General features: G+C 52.7%; 16 protein-coding genes, 10 pseudogenes and 1 other annotated feature. Of the genes and pseudogenes, 14 read left to right on the top strand and 12 right to left on the bottom strand.

Features of this window, described 5'->3' with window-relative positions:
• Window positions 1-126: 126 nt before the first annotated feature.
• Window positions 127-390 carry an Arc family DNA-binding protein gene (locus ACWWJF_RS19735; protein WP_455870379.1) on the bottom strand — a complete coding sequence of 88 codons (264 nt, stop codon included), beginning with the start codon at window positions 388-390 and terminating at the stop codon, window positions 127-129.
• Between the two features lie 147 nt (window positions 391-537).
• Here ACWWJF_RS19735 and ACWWJF_RS19730 point away from each other — a divergent pair.
• From ACWWJF_RS19730 to ACWWJF_RS19720, 3 genes and pseudogenes are all read left to right on the top strand, one after another.
• Window positions 538-720: pseudogene (locus ACWWJF_RS19730) on the top strand (phage tailspike protein); the annotation flags it as partial.
• Window positions 721-791: 71 nt separating this feature from the next.
• A protein-coding gene (locus tag ACWWJF_RS19725) for an IS3 family transposase (RefSeq protein WP_455868400.1) occupies window positions 792-1,960 on the top strand; the annotation gives its coding sequence in 2 pieces (ribosomal slippage) (window positions 792-1,047 and window positions 1,047-1,960; 1,170 coding nt in all).
• Window positions 1,961-2,463: 503 nt separating this feature from the next.
• A pseudogene (locus ACWWJF_RS19720) lies at window positions 2,464-3,674 on the top strand (IS256 family transposase).
• Window positions 3,675-3,754: 80 nt separating this feature from the next.
• On the opposite strand, the pseudogene ACWWJF_RS19715 reads toward ACWWJF_RS19720, so the two are convergent.
• The 3 genes and pseudogenes from ACWWJF_RS19715 to ACWWJF_RS19705 all read right to left on the bottom strand — a co-directional run.
• Window positions 3,755-4,126 (bottom strand): annotated as a pseudogene (locus tag ACWWJF_RS19715) (tyrosine-type recombinase/integrase); the annotation flags it as partial.
• Window positions 4,127-4,141: 15 nt separating this feature from the next.
• Window positions 4,142-4,753 carry a hypothetical protein gene (locus ACWWJF_RS19710; protein WP_455870378.1) on the bottom strand — a complete coding sequence of 204 codons (612 nt, stop codon included), beginning with the start codon at window positions 4,751-4,753 and terminating at the stop codon, window positions 4,142-4,144.
• Between the two features lie 117 nt (window positions 4,754-4,870).
• The gene (locus ACWWJF_RS19705) at window positions 4,871-5,113 is read right to left on the bottom strand and encodes an Arm DNA-binding domain-containing protein (protein WP_455870377.1); all 243 of its coding nucleotides are present in this window, start codon (window positions 5,111-5,113) and stop codon (window positions 4,871-4,873) included.
• Between the two features lie 180 nt (window positions 5,114-5,293).
• On the opposite strand from ACWWJF_RS19705, the gene sbcB reads away from it, so the two are divergent.
• Window positions 5,294-6,724: an exodeoxyribonuclease I gene (gene sbcB, locus ACWWJF_RS19700; RefSeq protein ID WP_455871181.1), complete on the top strand. Its 1,431-nt coding sequence runs from the start codon at window positions 5,294-5,296 to the stop codon at window positions 6,722-6,724.
• A gap of 85 nt (window positions 6,725-6,809) precedes the next feature.
• Here sbcB and ACWWJF_RS19695 read toward each other — a convergent pair whose 3' ends face one another.
• The 5 genes and pseudogenes from ACWWJF_RS19695 to ACWWJF_RS19675 all read right to left on the bottom strand — a co-directional run.
• Window positions 6,810-8,174: an APC family permease gene (locus tag ACWWJF_RS19695; protein ID WP_455870376.1), complete on the bottom strand. Its 1,365-nt coding sequence runs from the start codon at window positions 8,172-8,174 to the stop codon at window positions 6,810-6,812.
• A gap of 348 nt (window positions 8,175-8,522) precedes the next feature.
• A complete protein-coding gene (locus ACWWJF_RS19690) occupies window positions 8,523-9,278 on the bottom strand; it encodes a flagellar brake protein (protein WP_455870375.1) in 756 nt (251 codons plus the stop codon).
• Between the two features lie 194 nt (window positions 9,279-9,472).
• Window positions 9,473-10,288, bottom strand: a pseudogene (locus ACWWJF_RS19685) (2-hydroxycarboxylate transporter family protein); the annotation flags it as partial.
• Between the two features lie 10 nt (window positions 10,289-10,298).
• Window positions 10,299-11,143, bottom strand: a pseudogene (locus ACWWJF_RS19680) (IS5 family transposase).
• Between the two features lie 60 nt (window positions 11,144-11,203).
• A pseudogene (locus ACWWJF_RS19675) lies at window positions 11,204-11,650 on the bottom strand (2-hydroxycarboxylate transporter family protein); the annotation flags it as partial.
• A 32-nt stretch (window positions 11,651-11,682) separates the two neighbouring features.
• Here ACWWJF_RS19675 and ACWWJF_RS19670 point away from each other — a divergent pair.
• A pseudogene (locus tag ACWWJF_RS19670) lies at window positions 11,683-12,527 on the top strand (IS5 family transposase).
• Window positions 12,528-12,691: 164 nt separating this feature from the next.
• On the opposite strand, the pseudogene ACWWJF_RS19665 reads toward ACWWJF_RS19670, so the two are convergent.
• Both ACWWJF_RS19665 and ACWWJF_RS19660 read right to left on the bottom strand, forming a co-directional pair.
• Window positions 12,692-13,671: pseudogene (locus tag ACWWJF_RS19665) on the bottom strand (IS3 family transposase); the annotation flags it as partial.
• Between the two features lie 180 nt (window positions 13,672-13,851).
• Window positions 13,852-14,079 (bottom strand): annotated as a pseudogene (locus ACWWJF_RS19660) (transposase); the annotation flags it as partial.
• Between the two features lie 677 nt (window positions 14,080-14,756).
• On the opposite strand from ACWWJF_RS19660, the pseudogene ACWWJF_RS19655 reads away from it, so the two are divergent.
• Window positions 14,757-15,926 (top strand): annotated as a pseudogene (locus tag ACWWJF_RS19655) (methyl-accepting chemotaxis protein); the annotation flags it as partial.
• Between the two features lie 54 nt (window positions 15,927-15,980).
• Here ACWWJF_RS19655 and ACWWJF_RS19650 read toward each other — a convergent pair.
• Complete coding sequence (locus tag ACWWJF_RS19650) at window positions 15,981-16,802, bottom strand: SDR family oxidoreductase (protein WP_455870374.1); 822 nt, start codon at window positions 16,800-16,802, stop codon at window positions 15,981-15,983.
• A gap of 373 nt (window positions 16,803-17,175) precedes the next feature.
• Window positions 17,176-17,297 (top strand) — a sequence feature (His leader region).
• Window positions 17,298-17,363: 66 nt separating this feature from the next.
• Between ACWWJF_RS19650 and hisG the strand changes: the two genes are divergently transcribed.
• The 8 genes from hisG to hisIE are packed head-to-tail and all read left to right on the top strand — an operon-like array spanning window position 17,364 to window position 24,437.
• Window positions 17,364-18,263: an ATP phosphoribosyltransferase gene (hisG, locus tag ACWWJF_RS19645; RefSeq protein ID WP_455870373.1), complete on the top strand. Its 900-nt coding sequence runs from the start codon at window positions 17,364-17,366 to the stop codon at window positions 18,261-18,263.
• 5 nt (window positions 18,264-18,268) lie between these two features.
• Window positions 18,269-19,588, top strand: coding sequence for a histidinol dehydrogenase (gene hisD / locus ACWWJF_RS19640; protein WP_455870372.1), 1,320 nt, complete (start codon window positions 18,269-18,271; stop codon window positions 19,586-19,588).
• The gene (hisC, locus tag ACWWJF_RS19635) at window positions 19,585-20,655 is read left to right on the top strand and encodes a histidinol-phosphate transaminase (RefSeq protein WP_455870371.1); all 1,071 of its coding nucleotides are present in this window, start codon (window positions 19,585-19,587) and stop codon (window positions 20,653-20,655) included. Before hisD ends, hisC begins: the two co-directional genes overlap by 4 nt.
• Before the next feature lie 15 nt (window positions 20,656-20,670).
• Window positions 20,671-21,738 (top strand): bifunctional histidinol-phosphatase/imidazoleglycerol-phosphate dehydratase HisB, encoded by a 1,068-nt coding sequence (gene hisB / locus ACWWJF_RS19630; RefSeq protein ID WP_455870370.1) that lies wholly within the window; start codon window positions 20,671-20,673, stop codon window positions 21,736-21,738.
• Window positions 21,738-22,328 carry an imidazole glycerol phosphate synthase subunit HisH gene (gene hisH / locus ACWWJF_RS19625; protein WP_455870369.1) on the top strand — a complete coding sequence of 197 codons (591 nt, stop codon included), beginning with the start codon at window positions 21,738-21,740 and terminating at the stop codon, window positions 22,326-22,328. The genes hisB and hisH overlap by 1 nt, the downstream gene beginning before the upstream one ends.
• Window positions 22,329-22,333: 5 nt before the next feature.
• Window positions 22,334-23,071 (top strand): 1-(5-phosphoribosyl)-5-[(5-phosphoribosylamino)methylideneamino]imidazole-4-carboxamide isomerase, encoded by a 738-nt coding sequence (hisA, locus tag ACWWJF_RS19620; protein WP_455870368.1) that lies wholly within the window; start codon window positions 22,334-22,336, stop codon window positions 23,069-23,071.
• On the top strand, window positions 23,053-23,829 hold the full coding sequence (gene hisF / locus ACWWJF_RS19615; protein ID WP_455870367.1) for an imidazole glycerol phosphate synthase subunit HisF: 777 nt from the start codon (window positions 23,053-23,055) through the stop codon (window positions 23,827-23,829). The genes hisA and hisF overlap by 19 nt, the downstream gene beginning before the upstream one ends.
• Window positions 23,823-24,437: a bifunctional phosphoribosyl-AMP cyclohydrolase/phosphoribosyl-ATP diphosphatase HisIE gene (gene hisIE, locus ACWWJF_RS19610; RefSeq protein WP_455870366.1), complete on the top strand. Its 615-nt coding sequence runs from the start codon at window positions 23,823-23,825 to the stop codon at window positions 24,435-24,437. The genes hisF and hisIE overlap by 7 nt, the downstream gene beginning before the upstream one ends.
• Window positions 24,438-24,490: the final 53 nt, after the last annotated feature.

The raw sequence follows: 24,490 nt of genomic DNA, 5'->3' as shown, positions 1-24,490 counted from the left end.
CCTATCAGGTAATTCAAGTGTGAACGAAAGCGAACGAGTAAGCAACTGCTGAATCATAATTTTTTGTAAAACGCAAGACAGGTTGTGGTGCACTGCCTGTGGATAACTTGACCTAGATCATTTATCTCAGGAGGACTCATTTAAGTCATTCTTGTACATGCTTTTTAGCGTTTCAAAAACAATTTTCTTGAACTCTTCAGCATGGATGCTAGCCAGCCTCTCAGCCTCGTCACGATAGCCTAAAATCGGCGTCGGCTGAACCATGGCATCTTGAACTATCTGTATCAATTCAGCATTTAAAGAGCGTTCGTTCATCTTGGCACGCTGCATAACCTTTTCTTTTAACTCGTATGGCAAACGCAAATTGAATTGTGGGTCACCTCTTCCCATTTTCGACGCCTCACTTAAACAAGTGGATCGGCATCTTATGATCAAATGTTTATATCCACAATAATACCACAGTTATTCTACCTCACTGATTCTTAAACAATTACCGCAGACACGCTCTGTGGGGACTACTCACGCCCGGAGAAAATAATGGCGGATATCACACCAAACATTGTTGTAAGCCAACCCAGTCAACTTTTCATGCTCGCACGCTCTTTCAAGGCCAACGCCAACGGTAAAATCTATATTGGAGCCATCGACACAGATCCGACGATCCCTGATAACCAGATTCCCATATACATTGAAAATGAAGATGGCTCGCATGTTCAAGTGTAGTGGCACACTGATACTGGCCACCTGATCGGAGGTGATATGCTCACCTCATCAACACGACAGGTGACCTCATGGGTAAACATTTTACGGCGGAATTTAAGCTCGAAGCCGCAAAGCTGGTTGTCGACCACGGCTACACATACGTTAAGGCCGCAGAGGCGGTTAATGTCAGCCATTCTGCCATTAGTCGCTGGGTCAATAAGCTTCGCCTTGAACGACAGGGAAAAACGCCAACGGGACTTCCTCTTACCCCTGAACAGCTCGAGCTGCGTGAGATGAAGAAAAAAGTCCAATGCCTTGAAATGGAGAACGAAATCCTAAAAAAGGCTACGGCGCTCTTAATGTCGGACTCACTCAACGGTTCACGGTAGTCGACAGGCTGAGGGCGCGATACCCGGTCACGGCGTTGTGCCAAACTTTTGAGGTACATCGCAGCAGCTACAGGCACTGGCAGGCTTCCGCTAATGAACCCGACGGTGAGCGCGTGGTTAAGTGTAGCCGCGTCATGGAAGCCTGGAACGCCAGCGGCGGCTCTGCCGGCGCTCGAAGTATCGCGACCATCGTCACCGGCAGCTCCGGTGTCAAAATGGGGCGCTGGCTGGCTGGCAAGCTGATGAAGGAGCTGGGTATCGCCAGCTGCCAGCGACCGGCTCACAAATACAAACGCGGCGGCAATGAACACGTTGAAATACCGAACTATCTCAACCGCCAGTTCGCGGTTACCGCGCCGGATCAGGTCTGGTGCGGCGATGTGACCTACATCTGGACGGGCAAATGCTGGGCTTACCTTGCGGTGGTGCTAGACCTGTTCGCCCGCAAACCGGTGGGCTGGGCCATGTCGACGTCGCCGGACTCGGCGCTGACAGTTAAAGCGTTGCAGATGGCCTGGGAACTCCGGGGACAACCAACAGGAGTCATGTTCCACAGCGACCAGGGCAGCCACTATACCAGCCGTCAATACCGGCAAGCCCTGTGGCGCTGCCGGATAAAGCAGAGTATGAGTCGGCGGGGTAACTGCTGGGATAATGCGCCAATGGAGCGGTTCTTCCGCAGCCTGAAGACAGAATGGGTGCCGACAAAGGGTTACAACAGCTTCAGCGAAGCCCAGGACGCGATTATCCGCTACATCACGGGGTATTACAGCGCTATCCGGCCTCACTGGTATAACGGCGGCTTAACTCCAAACGAATCTGAGCGACTGTTCTACATACAGTCTAATGCGGTGGCCAATATTAGTTGACCACTACAGAGGCAGGAGTTGTCTAATTCCGGCGCCGGAATGGGTGACGCTCTTATTGTTGTAAAGCAGCCTGGCAATGATACTGTGCAGAGAACTGTTCATGACAAAATAAAAGAAAGATATACATTAGAAGATTTCGGAGCCGTAGGAGACTGGACGACTGACGACACGTATGCAATAAAGGCAGCGGCAAGGCACTCCCAGTTGACGGGCGATACTATTTATGGATGTGACGGCAAGGGCTATAGAATAACAGGAGGTATTCAACTTGTAGATCACACAACTAACGTCGCTGCCAAGATTGTAGGGACTGGTCGTGAAAGATGCTTCATTCTTCCTGTTGGGTCTATGGATGCAGCGATAAAAGCTTGGGGAACTGGCTGGGGGGAATCTGGGCAGAATGCGGCTTCTGGAGTGATATTCAAGGGTTTGACCCTGTACATAAATTTGTGTAATTGCCTGATTTTGATATGTTCAATCCAACATCAAAAACAGGTTAATTTATGCACGAAAAACAGTTGCAGGCTCTGGCTAACGAACTGGCCAAAAATCTCAAAACCCCTGACGCTCTCAGCCAATTCGATCGCCTGCTTAAGAAAATCAGCGTTGAGGCTGCTCTCAACGCCGAAATGTCCCACCATCTGGGCTACGATAAAAATCAGCCCAAACCGGGGGCCAACTCCCGCAACGGCTATTCCACAAACACCGTGACCACCGGCGATGGCCCTCTGGAACTACGTACTCCGCGCGATCGTGATGGCTCCTTCGAACCACAACTGGTGAAGAAAAACCAGACCCGGATCACCGGGATGGATAACCAAATCCTGTCCCTGTACGCCAGAGGGATGACCACCCGCGAGATAGCGTCTGCGTTCAACGAGCTGTATGACGCGGATGTCTCACCGGCGCTGGTCTCGAAGGTCACCGACGCCGTGATGGAACAGGTTACTGAATGGCAAAATCGTCCACTGGATGCAGTCTATCCCATTGTTTACCTTGACTGTATCATCCTGAAGGTCCGGCAGGACAGTCGCGTCATCAATAAATCCGTGTTCCTGGCACTGGGTATCAACATCGAAGGCCAGAAAGAATTGCTGGGTATGTGGCTGGCCGAAAACGAGGGCGCGAAGTTCTGGCTCAATGTCCTGACAGAACTAAAAACCGCGGCCTGAACGATATCCTCATCGCCTGTGTCGACGGTCTGAAAGGCTTCCCGGACGCCATCAACGCGGTGTATCCGGAAGCCCGCATCCAGCTGTGCATCGTGCACATGGTACGCAACAGCCTGAGGTTCGTCTCTTGGAAGGACTACAAAGCCGTCACACGCGACCTGAAAGCCATCTATCAGGCCGCTACGGAAGAAGAAGCAGGCCAGCAGGCGCTGGAAGCATTCGCCAGCGCATGGGACAGCCGCTATCCACAGATAAGCCGGAGCTGGCAGACGAACTGGAGCAATCTGGCAACGTTCTTCGCTTACCCGGCTGATATCCGCAAAGTCATCTACACAACCAACGCCATCGAGTCGCTGAACAGTGTGATCCGGCATGCGATTAAAAAACGCAAGGTGTTCCCGACTGACGACGCAGTGAAAAAGGTGGTGTGGCTGGCAATCCCGTCGGCCTCACAGAAATGGACGATGCCACTGCGGGACTGGCGTATGGCAATGAGCCATTTTATTATCGAGTTCGGTGACCGCCTGGACGGTCACTACTGAGAAAGGCATTTACACAGAATCATGTACAGGGTCCCTGAAATCGGCGGTAGAAGATTGGGCGGTCAGGCAATCACAGGGGATCACTTCAAATTCTTAATGTGCCAGAATATTTTATCTGCATACAGTTCGTATGCCTCTTTCTGCTCTTTCAGCCAGTCATGCTTGTTGTACACGGCCATCACGCCGCCAAGCTCGTGTCCTAGCATTTTCTCAGTGACGTGCGGCGCAATCCCTTCCTCTGATAATCTGGTTGATAGCGAACGCCTGAAATCGTGCGCCCTCCAGTACCCCAAATCCATGCCCTCGCGCAAACGGATAATAAACCGGTTTGCGGCAGCGATAGTCATGGGCTCAGAAAGCCGCTGACCGGGGAAAAGGACATCCCCGTAGGCATCCATAAGCCTCTCCAGCATCGGCTTTATCTGGTCGAATACGGGACGTCTGATGGCGCTTTTTGCCTTGCTCCTTTAACCGGGCACCGTCCATATAAAATCTTCCATATCGAACTCTCTGGATACCGATTCGCGCAACTCAGTATTGCGGCAACCCCATAGCATCGACATTTGATGAAGGAGCTTGTTGGGCGTCGTGGCTCGGCTGTGCTCTATCGCTATCCATATCTTTGCCAATTCCGTGTAAGTGAAAACCCGCTCACCGCGGTCTGACCGCGTGCCGATATCTTTCGGGCTGATTTTCATCAGAGATGAGCCGTTGATCAACTGTCTGCGGATGCACCAATTTATAGCTGATTTGGTTTGCACAAAAAGAGTTCTAGCCCGTTTACTATTGATCCGCTCCTGTTCCGTGAAGTAATCCATCCACTCCCGCACGTTGATGGTATCTATCGGTCTACCGGGAAACTCATCACGGATTATTCTTACCGCTACGGCCTCATAAAGTGCGGCCGTTTTGGGACGCAACTGCGTGTGTACATAATCCTGCCGCCAGCGGTCAATGAATTCGGCTAGCGTTAATTCCTTGTTGTCCCCGGAGTTAGAAAAATAGTTACGCGGATCATCACTCCTGTCGTACATTAACCGTAGTTCACCAACGAGAACGCGGGCGTCTTTGAGTGGCATAGCCCATATCGTTATACACATCTTTCTAACGCACTGTTTAATCAATGAGTTACGGGTTTATCTCAGAGTGGCATTTTGAACCTCAAAAAGCCAATGGGATGGCTTGAATGCCTTAATTCACGGGGTTCTGAGCATCCTGTTCAAAAAATGGCCAAAAGATGTGTATAACGATATGGGCATAGCCGGGTACTTTCCGATTGTTAAGCGCTGAGGCTGACCATTCCAACGGTAGCGAAATTGAAAGGCTATGGCTCCCTTTGGTGATACTCTAGCGGATAGGCCGTCGCCGTCCGTTAGTTCTGTTCGTGATCCTTGTGATTTCCCAAGTAATGAGCGCAGTTTTGTGTCACTGAGGGCCATGATAGTATTGTGTACACGCGGTAAATTGGAATGTGTACCGATTATGTACACAAATACCATCGGACTAGCAAATGCAATTTAATACTTTCATGGACTGAGTAGGACAAAGCAAGACATTAAATCGACGTAATATACTGGTTGTAATAGACAAAATGACGCATGAGAGCGACCAATAAGACAATGAGCGACACACCAATACAGCTAACGTACTTTATCCATGATTATGAAACCTTCGGTAAACACCCTGCCCGCGATCGCCCGGCACAGTTTGCCGGTCTGCGTACCGATATGGACTTCAATATCATTGGTGAGCCTCTGGTTATCTATTGCCAGCCCACGGATGACTACCTGCCCGAACCGGAAGCGGTGCTCATCACTGGCATTACGCCGCAACTCGCGCAAGCCAAAGGGGTTTGCGAAGCGGAATTTGCGCGCCAGATTCATGCCGCCTTCAGCGTGCCGAACACCTGCATCATGGGGTACAACAATATTCGCTTCGACGATGAGGTGAGCCGCAACATTTTCTACCGCAATTTCTACGATCCCTATGCGTACAGCTGGCAGCACGGAAATTCTCGCTGGGATTTGCTGGATGCGCTGCGCGCTTGCTACGCTTTGCGCCCGGACGGTATCGAGTGGCCGTTGAATGATGATGGCTTGCCCAGTTTTCGTCTGGAACACCTGACACAGGCCAATGGCGTTGCACACGAACACGCCCACGATGCCATGTCCGATGTGTATGCCACCATTGCCATGGCGAAGTTGTTTAAGCAAGTTCAGCCGAAGCTGTTCCAGTATCTGTTTGCGCTACGCAATAAAAACAAAGTCAGCCAGCTTATCGATATTCCCCAAATGAAGCCGCTGGTGCATGTCAGCGGGATGTTTGGCGCGGCGCGCGGCAATACCAGTTGGGTGGTGCCGCTGGCCTGGCACCCGGAAAATCGCAATGCAGTCATCTTGTGCGATCTGGCCGGAGATATCGCTCCGCTGCTTGAACTGGATGCTGATGCGCTCCGTGAAAGGCTCTATACCCCGCGTGAGCGTCTGGCACCGGAGCAAAGCCCGGCCCCCGTCAAACTGGTGCATATCAATAAATGCCCGGTGCTGGCCCCCGCCAACACGCTGCGCCCAGAAGATACTGCTCGACTGGGGATCGATCGCCAGCGTTGTCTCGATAACCTGGCGGTGTTACGTCAACGCAGCGATCTTCGCGAAAAAGTGGTTGCGCTCTATGCCGATGCGCCGCCCTTCACGCCGGACAGTGACGTGGATATGCGGTTATACGATGGTTTTTTTGGCGATGCCGACCGGGCTGCCATGAACATTATTCAGCAAACGGCAGCAAAGAACCTGCCTGCGTTGGATCTGTCATTTAATGACAATCGCATCGCGCACTTATTATTCCGTTATCGCGCCAGAAACTTTCCCGGCACATTGGATGACAGTGAGCAACAGCGTTGGTTACAGCACCGCAAAGCGGTATTCACGCCTGAGCGTCTTCAAGACTATGTCTCACATTTACAAGAGCTTTATGCTCAGCACGAAGACGACAAGCGTAAAGCCGAGTTACTAAAAGCCCTGTTTGTCTATACACAGACCTTGGTCGGCTGATTTTTTTTACGGTGTTAAAGACAAAAAAGCCGGTTCACATCGTGAACCGGCTAAAGGTCGAACCGTGCTGTTACCCGCTATACCCTCACAGCAGTTCTTCGCTGCACTGCGGCACCGGCTCACGGAAAGTACGAGTCACAAACGCCAGGTAGATCAGGCCAATAGATGCCCAGATCAGCCCCAACGTCATGGAGCTTTTCTCCAGATTGAGCCACAGCGCCCCCACTGCCAATGCGCCTAACAGCGGCAACACCAGATAGTGGAAGGTGTCTTTCAGCGTGCGGTTACGGCCTTCACGCAGATAGAACTGCGAAATCACCGACAGGTTAACAAAGGTAAATGCCACCAGCGCACCAAAGTTAATCAACGCCGTTGCCACTTCCAGATCGAATGAGACCGCAGAGAGCGCCACCACACCGACCAGCAGTACGTTCAGCGACGGCGTGCGCCATTGCGGGTGGATATAGCCGAAGAAACGTTCTGGGAACACGCCATCACGTCCCATGACATACATCAGGCGAGACACCCCCGCATGCGCGGCCATACCAGAAGCCAGTACGGTAACACAGGAGAACACCAGGATAATTGATTGGAAGAATTTCCCTGCCACATACAGCATGATTTCTGGCTGGGAAGATTCTGGCGAATCGAATCGGGCAACGTCTGGGAAATAGAGTTGCAGGAAATAAGACACCACGATAAAGATCACACCGCCAATCAGTGCGGTCAGGAATATCGCTTTCGGGATCACGCGTCCGGCATCCGAAGTCTCTTCTGACAACGAACTGATGCCATCAAAGCCCAGGAAAGAAAAGCACAGAATGGTCGCGCCGGTAATCATCGGCACAACGTGCGCATTCTCGGACCAAAACGGTCGCGTGCTCACCAGCGTACCTGCGCCTTCACCTTGCGAGACACCGTGAATCAACAAGCCAAGGAACACCGCCATGATCGCCACCTGCACCACTACGATAATCGAGTTCAGGTTGGCAACAATGTTGATACCGCGCAGGTTGAACATCGTCATCAGTGCGACCAACCCTGCCACGAAAATCCAGGCCGGTACTCCGGGGAAAATCGCTTCCAGATAGGTTCTCGCCAGCAGAATGTTGATCATCGGCATAAACAGATAATCGAGCAACGAAGACCAGCCAACCATAAAGCCGACGTGCGGGCTGATCGCCTTTTGCGCGTAAGTGTAGGCTGAGCCTGCGGAAGGAAAACGGCGTACCAGTTTGCCGTAGCTGACAGCAGTAAACAGGATACCAATCAGTGCAAAGCCATAGGCGGTGGCGACATGGCCATCCGTCAAATTGGTCACGATGCCGAAAGTATCATAAATGGTCATTGGCTGCATGTACGCGAGCCCCATCATGACCACCTGCCACAGCGTCAGGGTTTTTCTTAACTGAGCACGTTGCGAAGCCGGAGAGGCACTGTTAACAGACATGATAAGCCTCTCCTATTCCCACAACAGACAACGCTGGACCGACAAACGCCGGTGCCCTATTGAGAAATTGCCCCATTTTCCTTTCCTCATCGTGGCCGTTTGGCACACAGAATACTGATTATCTATTCGGATCGATGTCCGGCCTCTTGGTTGAAAACACAGATGTTGCGTCATGTATTGATGCAAAAAAATAACCGACGCTAGTGAAGCGTCGGTTATTTACAGGGCGCGTATAATGCCCTAATCGGGGTGTTCTGACAAGCTATAGTGTTATTCTTAATGACATTAGGTGGTATTCTTGCCGACCTAAATGTAAAAAAATATTATTCTATCGGGCACTGTCCGGAATCAATCCTGAAAACGCTTTCTTTTTTGGATTTGCAAGCGCTCCAATTCATAGATCACTTGCTGCAAATCGCGCTCCTGGAAGGCCGAAAGCGCCGGGAAAAAGCTCAGCCGCTTCATCACTTTCACTTCGCCTTTGCTGTCAACGACCTTACTGTCAGCCTGCCCCACCAGTTGCATATCGACGCAAAAGAAGCCGTATTCATCCAGATCCATCTCGACATTTTCCAGAATGTCGCCCGGAGACATCACGTCGCTCATGTCACGTTCGGTAAACAGCCCTAAACCACCGAGGGAAATATCTTTGATTTCAAACTGAAACGGCGTCTTATCCACCAGTTCACCGCGACACAGCAGCGGTGGCCACACTGGCGTTGTAATACGAAAATAGTTTCTGCGCTGTATGTAGAAGAGTTCCGGCGGTACCTGGGCAGTGAACGCCGGTAAACCTTGAAAATTAACAGTGCGGGCGATGCTGGATTTGAATTCTACTTTTGCGCCCGCCGGCTCAGCCACGAAAGCAAGATCGCCCGCGTACAATGCGCGACTGTTTTCGGTTTCCACACCACCGAGGTCGAAAACAAAGAGGTTATCGTCTGGCAGTACATCCAGAATCTTGCTGATAAATTGCCCGCGCGCATGATTGACCATCACAGTAATATCATTTTTTTGCAAGTCGCGTAACGTCGCGCAGATAGCCAATTTATTGCGCTTAACAAACTGTTCTTTGGAATTCTGTTCCACCACACCTATCCCCATCATGAAATGAATGGTCTATGCACATCGGCAGCCAATCGCATGAAAAAAACATCACATCAGTATCGGCAACGGATTATTAAACTTTAGCTCAGCCGTAGCGACCCTATAATTGCATGGCGTGCGGGACATGATGCTGAACCTCTTAACGTTACGGTGTGGAGAGGCCTGGCGTCAAGCCAATACGTATCAGGCATTCAGACCAACATGGTATTCAGCAACACAAGCGCCAATGACACGCTCAATGCACCGCCAACGCGGGTAGCGACTTGTGCGAAAGGCATTAATGCCATCCGCTCTCCCGCACTCAAAATGGCGACATCTCCCGTTCCTCCCTGCCCACTCTGACAACAAGAAATAATGGCAACATCGATAGGATGCATGCCAATCTTTTTGCCCACCAGAAAGCCAGTAATCACCAATGACAGCACGGTGGAAACAATCACCAGCAGATTCGCTAATGTCAGGGCCTCTTCCAACGCTTGCCAGGATGTCATCGCAACCCCTACCGCAAACAGAATCGGATAGGTCACCGCCGTCTGAAAGAATTTATACACCACCTGCGAGCCTGCCAGCAGTGAGGGTGAAATCCCGTTTATCAGTTTCAGCGCGATCGCCAGAAACAGCATACCAACCGGAGTGGGCAACCCGCAGACTCGGAATATTTCCACCCCCACCATGTAGAGCAGCATGGCGAGTAGCGCTCCCGCAGCTATAGACGCTAATTCGGGCTTCGCGCAGCCCGCACCGGGGTGCGCAGACAAGGCGGGCGTGCTGTTGCTGAGGTACATGTTGTCAGACATCAACGCCCCCTCTCCGGTCAGATGTGGAAAGCGCTTGCCAAGTTGATTCAATATTCCCGCCAGGATAATGGCGGTGAGGCTCCCCAGCATCACGATGGGCAACATATGACCCAGTGCTTCGGCCTGATCCTGATTCAGCAGCAGCGCGTAGCCAATTGAAAGCGGAATCGCCCCTTCGCCAATCCCCCCCGCCATAATGGGTAACACTAGGCTGTGTCCCTTAATTACATAACCTCTGGTAAAACAGGCGGATGCAGCCCAGTTTCAACATTGCCAGATAATTCCTCGCCGTTTTGTCGTAACGTGTCGCAATGCGACGGTATTCTTTCAGACGGCCAAAGCACCGCTCAACAACGTTCCGATTGCGGTAGGCGTCACGATCGAGCTTTGAACGACCATCCACCGCCATTTTTTCAGTGGATTTTCGGGGGATGACAGTTTTTATACCTCTGTTTTTCAGCTCGTTACGTAATACATGCCCGGAGTACGCCTTGTCAGCCAGCACCGCATGACCACGGCGTTTCATACTGCCGTTCTGGCGTTGAACACCAATACCTTCCAAAAGACGTAGTGCAAACTGACTTTCATGAGCCTGACCGGGGCTCAACACGATGTTTAACGGAAGACCACTTCCGTCTGTAGCCATATGGATTTTGGTGCCAAAACCACCTCAAGAGCGACCCAGCCCATTATCTCCGGTGATATCGGGATGTTTTTTTGAGCACCGGCAGCACATTTCAGCGCCCTGATATTGCTACCATCCAGCGCAGTCGCTGACCAGTCCACGAGGCCATGGGCATCAAGTGATGAAAGTAACTTATTAAAAATAATGTTAATGACTCCCGATTTTGACCATCGGTTAAAGCGGTTATAAACGGTTTTCCATGGGCCGTATCGCTCAGGTAAATCACGCCATGGGGCACCAGAGCAGAGCCCCCAGAACATGCCATTGATAATCATGCGATGCTCAGCCCATGGGCGTCCGGCCTGTGGTGTTGCTGGTTCAGCAGGGAGTAAGGGCTGGATGATAGCCCATGCTTCATCGGGAAGGTCGTAGCGAGCCATAGTTTAAAATGATGTAGAAACAAACAGTTAGTATAACTCATGGGATTAAGGGACACAGCCTAAAAAGAAAAACAGATGAAACGGATCCATCCCCAGAGCGATGCCCACCGCCATCCCCGTTTGCATGCCAACCACTTCACCGCATAACATGGGAATAAAGATGCGTAAGAATCCTTGAATCAAGGTATTACGGTTCATACTGAGTGTACTGCCCACAATGATGCAGCATATGTAGAGATACAGAATATTGCTGTCGTGATAAAAGGTACTGACTGATGCCACCACCGCCTGTGGTAACAGTCCGTAATAAACCAAGGCTGAGGGAATAAAGGTGGCGCAAATGGCAGCGGCCCCCATTTTGCCTACCAGCGGTAAACGGCGGCCAAATTCGCCACAAGCGAACCCGAAAAATGCCAGGGTCACAACCATCACGACAATATCACTTGATAAGGTATCGTTGACGCAATTCAGGGCTACTAGGCTGTGTCCCTTAATCCCATGAGTTATACTAACTGTTTGTTTCTACATCATTTTAAACTATGGCTCGCTACGACCTTCCCGATGAAGCATGGGCTATCATCCAGCCCTTACTCCCTGCTGAACCAGCAACACCACAGGCCGGACGCCCATGGGCTGAGCATCGCATGATTATCAATGGCATGTTCTGGGGGCTCTGCTCTGGTGCCCCATGGCGTGATTTACCTGAGCGATACGGCCCATGGAAAACCGTTTATAACCGCTTTAACCGATGGTCAAAATCGGGAGTCATTAACATTATTTTTAATAAGTTACTTTCATCACTTGATGCCCATGGCCTCGTGGACTGGTCAGCGACTGCGCTGGATGGTAGCAATATCAGGGCGCTGAAATGTGCTGCCGGTGCTCAAAAAAACATCCCGATATCACCGGAGATAATGGGCTGGGTCGCTCTTGAGGTGGTTTTGGCACCAAAATCCATATGGCTACAGACGGAAGTGGTCTTCCGTTAAACATCGTGTTGAGCCCCGGTCAGGCTCATGAAAGTCAGTTTGCACTACGTCTTTTGGAAGGTATTGGTGTTCAACGCCAGAACGGCAGTATGAAACGCCGTGGTCATGCGGTGCTGGCTGACAAGGCGTACTCCGGGCATGTATTACGTAACGAGCTGAAAAACAGAGGTATAAAAACTGTCATCCCCCGAAAATCCACTGAAAAAATGGCGGTGGATGGTCGTTCAAAGCTCGATCGTGACGCCTACCGCAATCGGAACGTTGTTGAGCGGTGCTTTGGCCGTCTGAAAGAATACCGTCGCATTGCGACACGTTACGACAAAACGGCGAGGAATTATCTGGCAATGTTGAAACTGGGCTGCATCCGCCTGTTTTACCAGAGGTTATGTAATTAAGGGACACAGCCTAATCCACCAGCCAGAATAAATAGCGGTAGCGGGATCACACCAACTTTATAATCGTGCCAGATAAGCTGCCATTTATTTTTGAGTAAATCGGGTCGATGATCCTTATCAACCCGTCTGATCTTGACCCACCATCTCCGGACAGCTTTTGTATCTTAAGTTAACGATGCCCGCTGGCGCCGATATTCTCTTGGGGAGTTGTATCCCAGCGCACTGTGCGGATGGTTTTCATTGTAATGATTGAACGCCGCTGCAAGGTTCTTCAGCGCTGTTCGCACATCGGGTTTTGGCATGAAGGCGATGTAATCTTCCTTCATCGTCTTCACGAACCGTTCTGCCATGCCGTTACTCTGTGGACGGCTCACTGCTGTTGTGCAGGGCTCCAGATTCAGTTCTCTGGCGAACTTCCGCGTTTCATGCGCTGTGTACGCTGAACCATTATCCGTCAGCCATTGCACTGGTTTATCCGGCAGCGCGCTACCGAAGCGTTTTTCCACCGACCTCAGCATCACATCCTGCACGGTTGAACTGTCATAACCCCTGGTGCTCGCTGCCCAGTCTATGGCCTCCCGGTCGCAGCAGTCCAGTGCGAACGTCACCCGCAGCTTCTCGCCGTTGTCACAACCGAACTCGAAGCCATCTGAGCACCAGCGCATATCGCTCTCTGCTACCGCGATTTTGCCTTTATGCTCCCGCTTCGGACGTTCAGTTTTATCATGCAACAACAGCAGGTTATGCTCGCTCATTATCCTGTAAAGCCGTTTGGCGTTCACCGGTGGAAGTCCCTCTGCACGACGTTGCTTACCCAGGATACCCCACACTCGGCGGTAACCGTAACTGGGCATGTCGCTGATGATACGGAGGATGTCCGATAATATCTCAGCATCAGCTTCGTCATTACGCCGGTTGCTGCGCCTGTCCAGCCAGTCGGCAGAACGGTTAACCCGCAGTGACAGCTGCGCACGCGACACGCTCATGGCGCGGCTGACCAGAGCTATTCCCCGTCCTTTGGCAACAAGGGCGCGTGCGCTATCCATTTTCGCGACTGGCAGTACTCCACTGCTTCTTTGAGGATCTCAACTTCCATCTTCTTCTTACCCAGAAGGCGCTGTAGCTCCCGGACCTGCTTGAGGGCATATCGTTATACACATCGTTCTAACGCACTGTTTAATCAATGAGTTACGGGTTTATCTCAGAGTGGCATTTTGAACCTCAAAAAGCCAATGGGATGGCTTGAATGCCTTAATTCACGGGGTTCTGAGCATCCTGTTCAAAAAATGGCCAAAAGATGTGTATAACGATATGGCTTGAGGGCAGTCGCCAGCGCCGAAGCTGGAACCACTTCTTCTCCGGCCGCAACGGCGGTGAGGCTTCCTTCCTGGTATTGCTTCTTCCACTTAAACAAAAGGCTGGGCTGGATGCAATGCGGGCGGGCTACATGGGAGACGTTCATCCCCGGCTCCATTGTCTGCTGAATGATGGCGATTTTCTCTTGCGGAGTTTTACGCTTACGGACTTCTTGCCCTAACAGGATCCCGGTCATTTCAAAATTAGCATGATCGTTAGACATATATCTAAGCCTATCTCTTATCTGGAGATACAGCTACTGTCTGGTGTTACAGGGGGCTACATCAAGCAAAAATCAATCGACTCAAGTATTTTTATACCCCCGATGATGCCACCCAGACCGTGCTAAGCAATTTCATAAAACATGCCGCCGAACTGACGCAAAGCGCGCATTCACTGCCCTGGCGCCCTGAAGAGCAGAACGATCTGCAAGCGCTGGAACGTATCCTGGCCGATTTCCAACAGGCGATAAAAGAGATGGCCCTGGCGTCTCAGAATACCGTGGCCTTAAAAAAACAGATTGCCGAACTGGACGGTCAGGACGCCATTCAGCGTTTTCGCGACGGCATTGTTGCGCAGCCATTAGGGCTGTCAGAGTACCAACGGGCAGATGATATCGCCTACCTGAGCGCGGCACTCAAGCAGTTAGCCAGCGTGCTGTATCAAAGCGACACCGACGACGCGGCAAAGGCACTGGATACCCGTTATCAGGCCGCACAGCACGCTTATCAGGCGGTGCTGCCGACGCTTCCCGCAGAGACGCATGGACTGCTCGATGAGCTTTGGCGCTATACGCAGCGCTACGTTACGCTGCATCAGGAGCACCACAGCGCAATGGCGACGTTGAAGAAAACTGAAAACGCAGTAAAAGTGGGTGGAGACAAAAGCAGTGCGGTGATTAAATCGCTGATTGCCTCTATCAAAGATCAAAACGACCGACTGGCCTACGGTTCTGCCTATATCACGCTGGTGATAGGCGCGATTGCCGTGTTGATCGGTATGTTGATCACCTTTTATATCGTGCGCCAGATTTCACGCCCAGTGCAGCGCAACCTGGCGCTGGCGGAACGGATCGCCAGCGGTGATTTGACCGCCACCATCCAGTCCGACAGCAATGATGAACTGGGTAGACTCACGGAGGCCATGGCGCAAATGAATAACCGATTACATCACGTGATTGCCGATGTGCGCGACAGCGTTGGCCGGGTATCATCTTCTGCGGCAGAGATTGCCGCAGGCAATAGCGATCTGGCTTCGCGCACCGAACAACAATCGGCCGCTGTGGTCGAAACCGCCGCCAGCATGGAACAATTGACGTCAACGGTAAAAAACAACACCGATAACGCGCGGCATGCCAGCCAAATAGCCTCCGAAGCCGCGCAAAATGCACAGAAAGGCGGAGAGGTGGTGCGCAACGTTGTCACTACCATGGATGATATCGCCGCCAGTGCCAAAAAGATTGCCGATATCACGACTGTGATTAACGACATCGCGTTCCAGACCAATATTCTGGCGCTTAACGCCGCGGTCGAAGCGGCACGCGCTGGCGAGCAAGGACGCGGCTTTGCCGTAGTGGCGGGTGAAGTGCGAGCCCTTTCGTAACCGAGCTCCCAGGCTGCCAAGGATATTGCCGCGTTAATCAATGAATCCCTGGAGCGCACCGGCGTGGGCAGTCAGTTGGTGGCGGAGGCCGGACAATCCATGGAGAGCATCGTCAATTCGGTCGCTCGGGTAAACGACATAATGGAAGAGATTTCGTCAGCCTCGGAAGAGCAGAGCCGTGGCATTGAACAGATCTCACGCGCCATTACGAAACTGGACAGCACCACGCAGCAAAATGCCACGCTGGTTAGCGCGTCGTCCTCCAGTGCTAACACGTTGGAAGAACAAGCTATTGTGTTGACGCAACTGATGGCAACCTTCCGGCTTGGCGATACGCAAACGGCGCCACCGTCGCGGCTGGCGCGTCCGGCAACCCAGGCTCTGCCAGCAAAAGCGCCGGTTGCAGGCAATGCGCAGGATTGGACCCACTTCCGACGCTGACTTGACTGCCGCGGGTAAACACCGCGGCAGTCAACAGAGGCATGATGGAATCACTTACCAGGGCATGGTCATGGGATCGGGGTATTGGTACTCAAACCCCAGTTCACGGCAGATACGCTGCCCGTCAATGATTCGCCCGCTTTGCTCACTCTCGGCGTTAAATTGCGGAGGCACAACGCCGAGACGATGCGCCTGTTCAATGTAAAACGCACGCTTGCTGGGATGCTGTGGCGCGCAGAGATTATAGCGATGGCCACCCGCAGGCAGTTGTAACAAGAGCTCAATCGCAGCAATCACGTCATCGCGATGCACAAGGTTAACGCCGACATCCCCATCGGGAAGATTGGTTTTCCCCGATAAAAAGCGTCCGGGGTGTCGATTGGGTCCCACCAGTCCAGCCAGTCGTAGAATATCCACTGAGGTATTGGGCAAGGCGTGCAACCATTGCTCTAACTGTACCAGAACATATCCCGCTGCCGTTTCCGGATGCAACGCAGAGGACTCACGCATCGTCCCTGCGCCTTTTCCATACACCGAAGTCGAACTGGTAAACAGGATGCGCGGAACGCCGTGCGCCAACGCACTGTTCACCAATTGTTGAACGGCCAGCAGATAGTTCTCCCCCCCCTGCGCCGTGCGGCTGGCGGGGAGCGTGATCACTAAAGCATCAACATTCAATACGCTGTCGAGATCGTCGGTATCACACACCAACTCAGGCGTTAAGTGCAACGCATAGCAGGCAATCCCACTCATGCGCGCCGCTTCCACACCGTCAGCCGTGGTTTTGGTCCCCGTTACCCGGTAGCCACGCGCATTGAGCGCTAACGCTAACGGCATGCCTAGCCACCCTAATCCTACGATTGACACCTTTTTCATCGACATCACTCCCGGCTGTCTGAGGTTACTTTCTTTCTACTCTCGAATTGCCGCCTCGTATCCGACAAGACAACTTTTCGCTTACTCTGCCCACGGCGCGACCAGGAAAAATGCAGCGTTGCGTAAAACCCTAGCATCGTTCTAACCCGCACCATTCACTGGCAGATTATCCTATTTAATCCGTTAACCGCCGACGATAATGTGACTATTTATCATTGCAGTTACAAAATTCGCTTGTGCTTTTTCCGTAAATAAATGGCGCGACGCTGCGCGTAACAAAAAAAGGTTGCACAACGACAGTGAGATGGTTTAGGTTTATTGGCAATGCAATTAGTGCTGTTTATTTAAGAGAATTTTTTATGTTACGCGTTCTATCAAATCACCATCATCCTGATTAGTCTTTCAGGCAGTTGGTGCTGGAAGACGTTCGGATCTTCCAGTGGCGCAGAACCTAAAGAGAGCCCTCGGAAGATCATCTTCCGAGGTTTTTTTTATGGCCCAATGATGAACAAAAAGTGGTGGTTAGCAGCGCATCCATTTTGACAGGTAAAAGAGGTTTCCATGCTGGATAAAACACGTTTACGCATTGCAATGCAAAAATCAGGCAGACTGAGCGATGATTCCCGGGAATTGCTGGCGCGCTGCGGTATTAAAATTAATTTACAGCAGCAGCGTTTAATCGCGTTTGCAGAAAATATGCCTATCGATATCCTGCGTGTGCGTGATGACGATATCCCTGGTCTGGTTATGGACGGTGTGGTCGATCTGGGCATCATCGGTGAAAACGTGCTGGAAGAAGAGTTGCTCAACCGCCGGGCGCAGGGGGAAGACCCGCGTTATTTTATGCTGCGTCGCCTCGATTTTGGCGCTTGCCGCCTGTCACTGGCCATGCCGCTGGATGAAGACTATACCGGCCCACAGTGCCTTGATAACAAACGTATCGCCACCTCTTACCCGCACCTGCTGAAAAAATACTTCGACAAACAAGGGATCAATTTTAAATCCTGCCTGTTAAACGGTTCAGTGGAAGTCGCGCCGCGCGCCGGGTTGGCCGATGCCATTTGCGATCTGGTGTCTACCGGTGCCACGCTGGAAGCAAACGGCCTGCGCGAAGTCGACGTTATCTACCGCTCCAAAGCCTGCCTGATTCAACGTGACGGCGAGATGCCCGCCGAGAAACAGCAGTTGATCGATAAACTGCTGACCCGTATGCAAGGCGTCATTCAGGCGCGCGAATCGAAATACATCATGCTGCACGCCCCAAGTGAGCGTCTTGATGAAGTGATTGCCCTGCTGCCTGGCGCAGAACGTCCGACTATCCTGCCGCTGGCGGGCGATCAAAGTCGCGTTGCCATGCACATGGTCAGTAGCGAAACCCTGTTCTGGGAAACGATGGAACGGCTCAAGACGCTGGGCGCCAGTTCCATTCTGGTGCTGCCTATCGAGAAAATGATGGAGTAACCGCCATGACCAGCCGCAATTTCGATACGCTTATTGAATGGGAACAGTGCACTGAACAAGAGCGCCAGCAGTTGCTGACACGCCCTGCCATTTCGGCCTCCGATCGCATTACTCGCAGCGTGAACGAGATTCTCGATCGGGTAAAAGCCGAAGGTGACGGCGCACTGCGTGCGTTGAGCGCCCAGTTTGACAAGGTTGACGTGGAGAGCATTCGCGTTACGCCGGAGCAAATTTCTGCCGCTGCCGCGCGACTGGGCACGGATATCAAACAGGCAATGGCAATCGCCGTCAGTAATATTGAGACCTTCCACAACGCGCAGCGTTTACCGCCCGTCGATGTGGAAACCCAACCGGGCGTGCGCTGCCAACAAGTAACACGCCCTATTGATAGCGTCGGCCTGTATATTCCCGGTGGCTCCGCACCGCTGTTCTCCACGGTGCTGATGCTGGCAACCCCGGCGCACATTGCCGGATGTCGCCGTGTGATTCTCTGTTCGCCACCGCCGATTGCCGATGAAATTCTGTATGCCGCCCAACTGAGCGGTGTACAGGAAGTATTCCAACTGGGTGGGGCACAGGCCATCGCTGCGATGGCGTTTGGCACCGAGAGCGTTCCCCGCGTCGCCAAGATTTTTGGCCCTGGCAATGCTTATGTGACCGAAGCCAAGCGTCAGGTGAGCCAGCGTCTGGACGGCGCGGCTATCGATATGCCTGCTGGTCCTTCCGAAGTGTTGGTGATCGCCGACAGCGGCGCAACCCCAGCGTTTGTGGCCTCCGATCTGTTATCGCAGGCAGAGCACGGCCCGGACTCCCAAGTGATTCTGGTCACGCCGGATGCCGCATTGGCCCGCGCCGTCGCGCAGGCAGTGCAACAGCAGTTAGCCCAGTTGCCGCGTGCAGAGATCGCGCGTCAGGCGCTGGACAGCAGCCGCGCCATTGTGGCGCGCGATTTAGCACAGTGCATTGACATCAGCAATCAGTACGGCCCTGAGCACTTGATCATTCAAACCCGCGACCCCGAAGCGCTGGTTGCACGCATCACTAGCGCAGGCTCTGTGTTCCTTGGTGACTGGTCACCGGAATCCGCAGGGGATTACGCCTCTGGCACCAACCACGTACTGCCGACCTATGGCTATACCGCCACCTACTCCAGTCTTGGGCTGGCGGATTTCCAGAAACGGATGACCGTTCAACAGTTAACTGCGCAAGGTTTTCTGCGTCTGGCGCCTACCATTGAGGTGTTGGCTCAGGCGGAACAACTGGTCGCCCACAAGAATGCCGTCACACTGCGCGTCGCTGCCCTGAAAGAGAAGGAGTCCCAATGAGCATTGAACAATTGGCACGTGCTAATGTACGCACTCTTACGCCGTATCAGTCGGCACGCCGTCTGGGCGGCAAAGGTGATGTGTGGCTCAATGCCAACGAATATTTCCAGGCACCTGAATTTCAGCTCACCGCACAGACATTGAACCGTTATCCTGAATGCCAGCCACCTATTGTCATTGAGCGCTATGCTACCTACGCAGGAGTGAAGCCGGAACAGGTACTGGTCAGTCGCGGCGCAGACGAAGGGATCGAACTGCTAATCCGTGCTTTTTGCGAACCGGGGCAAGATGCCGTGCTTTATTGCCCTCCCACCTACGGCATGTATGGCGTCAGTGCGGAAACCCTGGGCGTTGAACGCCGCACGGTGCCCAGCAAAGCAGATTGGCAGCTAGACTTGCCCGCTATTGCAGACAATCTCAATAACGTAAAACTGATTTACGTGTGTAGCCCCAACAACCCAACTGGCAACGTCCTTGACGCAGACGATCTGCGCAAGCTGTTGGCATTGGCTGTGGGCAAAGCGTTGGTGGTGGTGGATGAAGCCTATATCGAATTCAACCCTGGTTCCACGGTTGCAGGCTGGCTGGCAGACTATCCGCATCTGGTGGTGCTGCGTACCCTTTCCAAAGCGTTTGCGCTGGCAGGGTTGCGTTGCGGTTTTACGCTGGCGAATGAGCCCGTGATCGCGCTGTTGCTGAAGGTCATCGCACCTTACCCGCTTTCAACGCTGGTGGCGGATATCGCCGCACAAGAGCTGGATGACGCTGGGATCGGTACGATGCGTGAACGCGTCGCAGAGATTGCTGAAAACCGCTCCTGGCTGATGGCCGCGCTGGCACCGTTACCTTGTGTGGAACAGGTGTTCGACAGCGCCAGCAACTATATATTGGTACGTTTCGCCGCCGCCAGTAATGTCTTCAAAACACTGTGGGATCAGGGCATTATTTTACGCGATCAGAACAAACAGCCCGGCCTTTTCGGATGCCTGCGCATCACTATCGGCAGCCGTGGCGAATGCCAGCAGGTGGTTGCCGCACTGCGCGCCTTATCCGGCACTAACGAGTAATCTTCAGGAGCAGACATGGGACAGAAATTTCTTTTTATTGACCGCGACGGCACGCTGATTACCGAGCCGCCGCAAGACTTCCAGGTTGACCGTTTAGATAAACTGGCGCTGGAGCCTGCCGTCATCCCTTCCCTGCTGAGCTTGCAGAAAGCCGGTTTCAAGCTGGTGATTATCACCAATCAAGACGGGCTTGGCACACCCAGTTTCCCACAGGAAACGTTCGATCCGCCGCATCAGTTGATGATGCAGATTCTTACCTCGCAGGGCATTGAATTCGAAGAGGTGCTGATTTGTCCGCATCTTCCTGCTGATAACTGTGCGTGTCGCAAACCTAAAACCGCGCTGGTGGATGCCTTTTTGCAACAGAACCCGATGGACAGCGCCAACAGTTACGTGATTGGCGATCGCGAAACGGACGTGCAGTTGGCACAAAACATGGGGATCACCGGATTACGCTATCAGCGTGATGGACTTGACTGGCAGACCATCACCGACAAGCTCACCCAACGCAACCGCCACGCACTGGTGAATCGCGTGACGCGGGAAACCGCCATTAATGTCGAAGTGTGGCTGGATCAGGAAGGCGGCAGCAAGATCCACACCGGCGTCGGTTTCTTCGACCACATGCTCGACCAGATTGCCACCCACGGTGGGTTCCGTATGAACATCGATGTGAAAGGCGATCTTTACATCGACGATCACCACACGGTGGAAGACACCGGTCTCGCTTTGGGCGAAGCACTTAACAAAGCGCTGGGCGACAAGCGTGGCATCGGTCGTTTTGGCTTTGTGCTGCCGATGGATGAGTGTCTGGCACGCTGCGCGCTGGATATTTCCGGACGTCCACATTTGGAATATAAAGCCGAATTTAACTACCAGCGCGTAGGCGATTTAAGCACGGAAATGGTCGAGCACTTCTTCCGCTCGCTCTCCTATGCCATGGGGTGCACGCTGCATTTGAGAACCAAAGGCCGTAACGATCACCATCGCGTAGAAAGCCTGTTCAAAGTGTTTGGCCGCACGCTGTGCCAAGCCATTCGTGTGGAGGGTGATACCCTGCCCAGTTCAAAAGGGGTGCTGTGATGAACGTGGTGATTCTCGACACTGGTTGCGCCAATCTCGCCTCCGTCACCTATGCGGTGCGTCGACTGGGCTATGACCCGGTGGTGAGCCGCGATCCTGAGGTGGTGCTACGCGCCGACAAACTGTTTCTACCCGGTGTCGGCACCGCACAGGCCGCCATGGACCAACTTACCGCCCGCGACTTGATTCCGCTGATCAAGGCCTGCACCCAACCGGTGCTCGGTATCTGTCTCGGCATGCAACTGCTCGGCTCTGCCAGCGATGAAAATGGTGGGATTGATACGTTGAATATCATTCCAACTGCGGTAAAAAAAATGCAGGATCGCGGCCTGCCGCTACCACACATGGGCTGGAATCAAGTCACACCGCAGGCAGGACACCGTCTGTTCCAAGGCATTGATGAAGGTGCCTACTTCTACTTTGTGCACAGCTATGCCATGCCGGTATGTGCCAACACCATCGCACAAGCAGAGTATGGTGAAGCCTTCACCGCCGCAGTGCAGAAGGACAACTTCTACGGCGTGCAATTTCACCCAGAACGCTCTGGGGCCGCCGGCGCTCAGTTGCTGAAAAACTTTCTGGAGATGTAATCAGCATGATTATCCCCGCACTCGATCTTATCGACGGACAGGTGGTTCGTCTTCATCAGGGTGACTATGGTCAGCAACGCCAGTATGGCAGTGATCCCCTCCCCCGTTTACAAGCCTATCAGCAACAGGGCGCTGAAGTGTTACATCTGGTGGATTTGACCGGCGCAAAAGATCCCGCGGCACGCCAGATTCCGTTACTGAAAACCCTGTTAGCTGGCGTGAGTGTGCCAGTACAGGTGGGTGGCGGTATCCGTACCGAGCAAGATGTCGTTGCACTGCTAGAAGCCGGAGCGACCCGCGTCGTGATTGGCTCTACCGCCGTTAAACAGCCAGAGTTGGTACAGGCGTGGTTTACACGTTATGGTGCTGATGCGTTGGTACTGGCGCTGGATGTGCACATTGATAATGCAGGAGTCAAGCAGGTTGCGATCAGTGGCTGGCAGGAAAATTCCGGAGTCACGCTGGAGCAAGTCATCGAGGAATATCAACCATTTGGTCTGAAACACGTGCTGTGTACCGACATTTCCCGTGACGGCACGCTGAGCGGTTCCAACGTAGAACTCTATCGCGCGGTATGCCAACGCTATCCACAGATTGCGTTCCAGGCTTCTGGTGGCATTGGCGGGTTGCAGGATATCGCCAATCTGCGTGGCAGCGGTGTGAAAGGAGTGATCGTCGGACGAGCGTTGCTCGAAGGCAAATTCAATGTAACGGAGGCCATCGCATGCTGGCAAAACGGATAATTCCCTGTCTCGACGTGCGTGACTGTCAGGTGGTAAAAGGGGTGCAATTCCGCAACCATGAAATCATCGGCGATATCGTTCCGCTAGCACAGCGTTATGCTCAGGAAGGCGCAGACGAACTGGTCTTTTACGATATCACCGCATCGTCTGACGGACGTGTGGTCGACAAAAGCTGGGTATCCCGCGTGGCAGAAGTGATTGATATCCCTTTCTGCGTAGCCGGTGGCATCAAAAGTGTCGAAGATGCCGGGCAAATCCTCTCGTTCGGTGCTGATAAAATTTCAATCAACTCCCCAGCGCTGGCCGATCCTACCTTGATCACTCGCCTTGCCGATCGTTATGGAGTGCAGTGCATCGTGGTCGGTATCGATACTTGGTATGACAGCGTTACTGGGAGTTATCATGTGAATCAGTATACCGGTGATGAAAGCCGCACCCGTGTTACCCAGTGGGAAACGCTGGATTGGGTGCAGGAAGTGCAACAACGTGGTGCCGGTGAAATTGTGCTCAACATGATGAATCAGGATGGCGTACGTAACGGTTACGATCTGGAACAGCTGAAATTGGTGCGTGAACGCTGCCATGTTCCATTGATCGCCTCTGGCGGGGCCGGTACACCAGAGCACTTTTTACACGCCTTTGAGCAGGCTCAAGTGGATGGTGCGCTGGCCGCATCAGTATTCCATAAGCAAATCATCAATATTGGCGAATTAAAGCAATACCTTAAGCAACAAGGTGTGGAGATTAGAGCGTGTTAAGCCAACAACAGAAGGCCCAACTTGATTGGGAAAAAACCGACGGGATGATCCCCGCCATTGTGCAACATGCGGTATCCGGTGAAGTGTTGATGCTGGGGTACATGAATCAGGCAGCGCTGGAAACGACTGAACAGAGCGGCAAGGTCACCTTTTATTCCCGCACTAAGCAGCGGCTGTGGACCAAGGGAGAATCCTCCGGCCACTTCCTTAACGTAGTGAGCATTACACCAGACTGTGATAATGACAGCCTGTTGGTACTGGCGAACCCCATCGGTCCAACCTGCCACCAAGGCACCAGCAGCTGTTTTGCCCCGGCACAGCATGAATGGTTATTCTTGCATCAGCTCGAGCAATTGTTAGCGAGCCGTAAACAGGCAGACCCGGCTAGCGCTTATACCGCAAAACTGTATGCCAGTGGCACCAAACGCATTGCGCAGAAAGTCGGCGAAGAAGGGCTGGAGACCGCACTGGCCGCCACCGTACACGATACCGAAGAGTTGACTAACGAAGCCGCCGATTTGATGTATCACCTGCTGGTGTTGTTGCAGGATCAGGAACTGGATCTGGCAACCATTATCGGCCGACTGAAAGCTCGTCATAGCAAATAGTAGTATCACTGCAAGGGAAATTGCGGCCTGGCCGACCCTGTACATGATTCTGT

The sequence above is a fragment of the Symbiopectobacterium sp. Eva_TO genome (assembly GCF_053848865.1).
The sequence above is the reverse complement of the archived record's forward strand: the minus strand, read 5'-3'. Positions and strand labels throughout refer to the sequence as shown.

Bases quoted from the DNA above. Each gene is read 5' to 3' on its own strand.
- hisC (WP_455870371.1), top strand. From the start codon at position 19,585: ATGAGCATTGAACAATTGGCACGTGCTAATGTACGCACTCTTACGCCG.
- sbcB (WP_455871181.1), top strand. From the start codon at position 5,294: ATGAGCGACACACCAATACAGCTAACGTACTTTATCCATGATTATGAA.
- ACWWJF_RS19710 (WP_455870378.1), bottom strand. From the start codon at position 4,753: ATGCCACTCAAAGACGCCCGCGTTCTCGTTGGTGAACTACGGTTAATG.
- hisB (WP_455870370.1), top strand. From the start codon at position 20,671: ATGGGACAGAAATTTCTTTTTATTGACCGCGACGGCACGCTGATTACC.
- hisF (WP_455870367.1), top strand. From the start codon at position 23,053: ATGCTGGCAAAACGGATAATTCCCTGTCTCGACGTGCGTGACTGTCAG.
- ACWWJF_RS19705 (WP_455870377.1), bottom strand. From the start codon at position 5,113: ATGGCCCTCAGTGACACAAAACTGCGCTCATTACTTGGGAAATCACAA.
- hisA (WP_455870368.1), top strand. From the start codon at position 22,334: ATGATTATCCCCGCACTCGATCTTATCGACGGACAGGTGGTTCGTCTT.
- hisD (WP_455870372.1), top strand. From the start codon at position 18,269: ATGACCAGCCGCAATTTCGATACGCTTATTGAATGGGAACAGTGCACT.
- ACWWJF_RS19690 (WP_455870375.1), bottom strand. From the start codon at position 9,278: ATGGGGATAGGTGTGGTGGAACAGAATTCCAAAGAACAGTTTGTTAAG.
- hisH (WP_455870369.1), top strand. From the start codon at position 21,738: ATGAACGTGGTGATTCTCGACACTGGTTGCGCCAATCTCGCCTCCGTC.
- hisG (WP_455870373.1), top strand. From the start codon at position 17,364: ATGCTGGATAAAACACGTTTACGCATTGCAATGCAAAAATCAGGCAGA.
- ACWWJF_RS19650 (WP_455870374.1), bottom strand. From the start codon at position 16,802: ATGAAAAAGGTGTCAATCGTAGGATTAGGGTGGCTAGGCATGCCGTTA.
- ACWWJF_RS19735 (WP_455870379.1), bottom strand. From the start codon at position 390: ATGGGAAGAGGTGACCCACAATTCAATTTGCGTTTGCCATACGAGTTA.
- ACWWJF_RS19695 (WP_455870376.1), bottom strand. From the start codon at position 8,174: ATGTCTGTTAACAGTGCCTCTCCGGCTTCGCAACGTGCTCAGTTAAGA.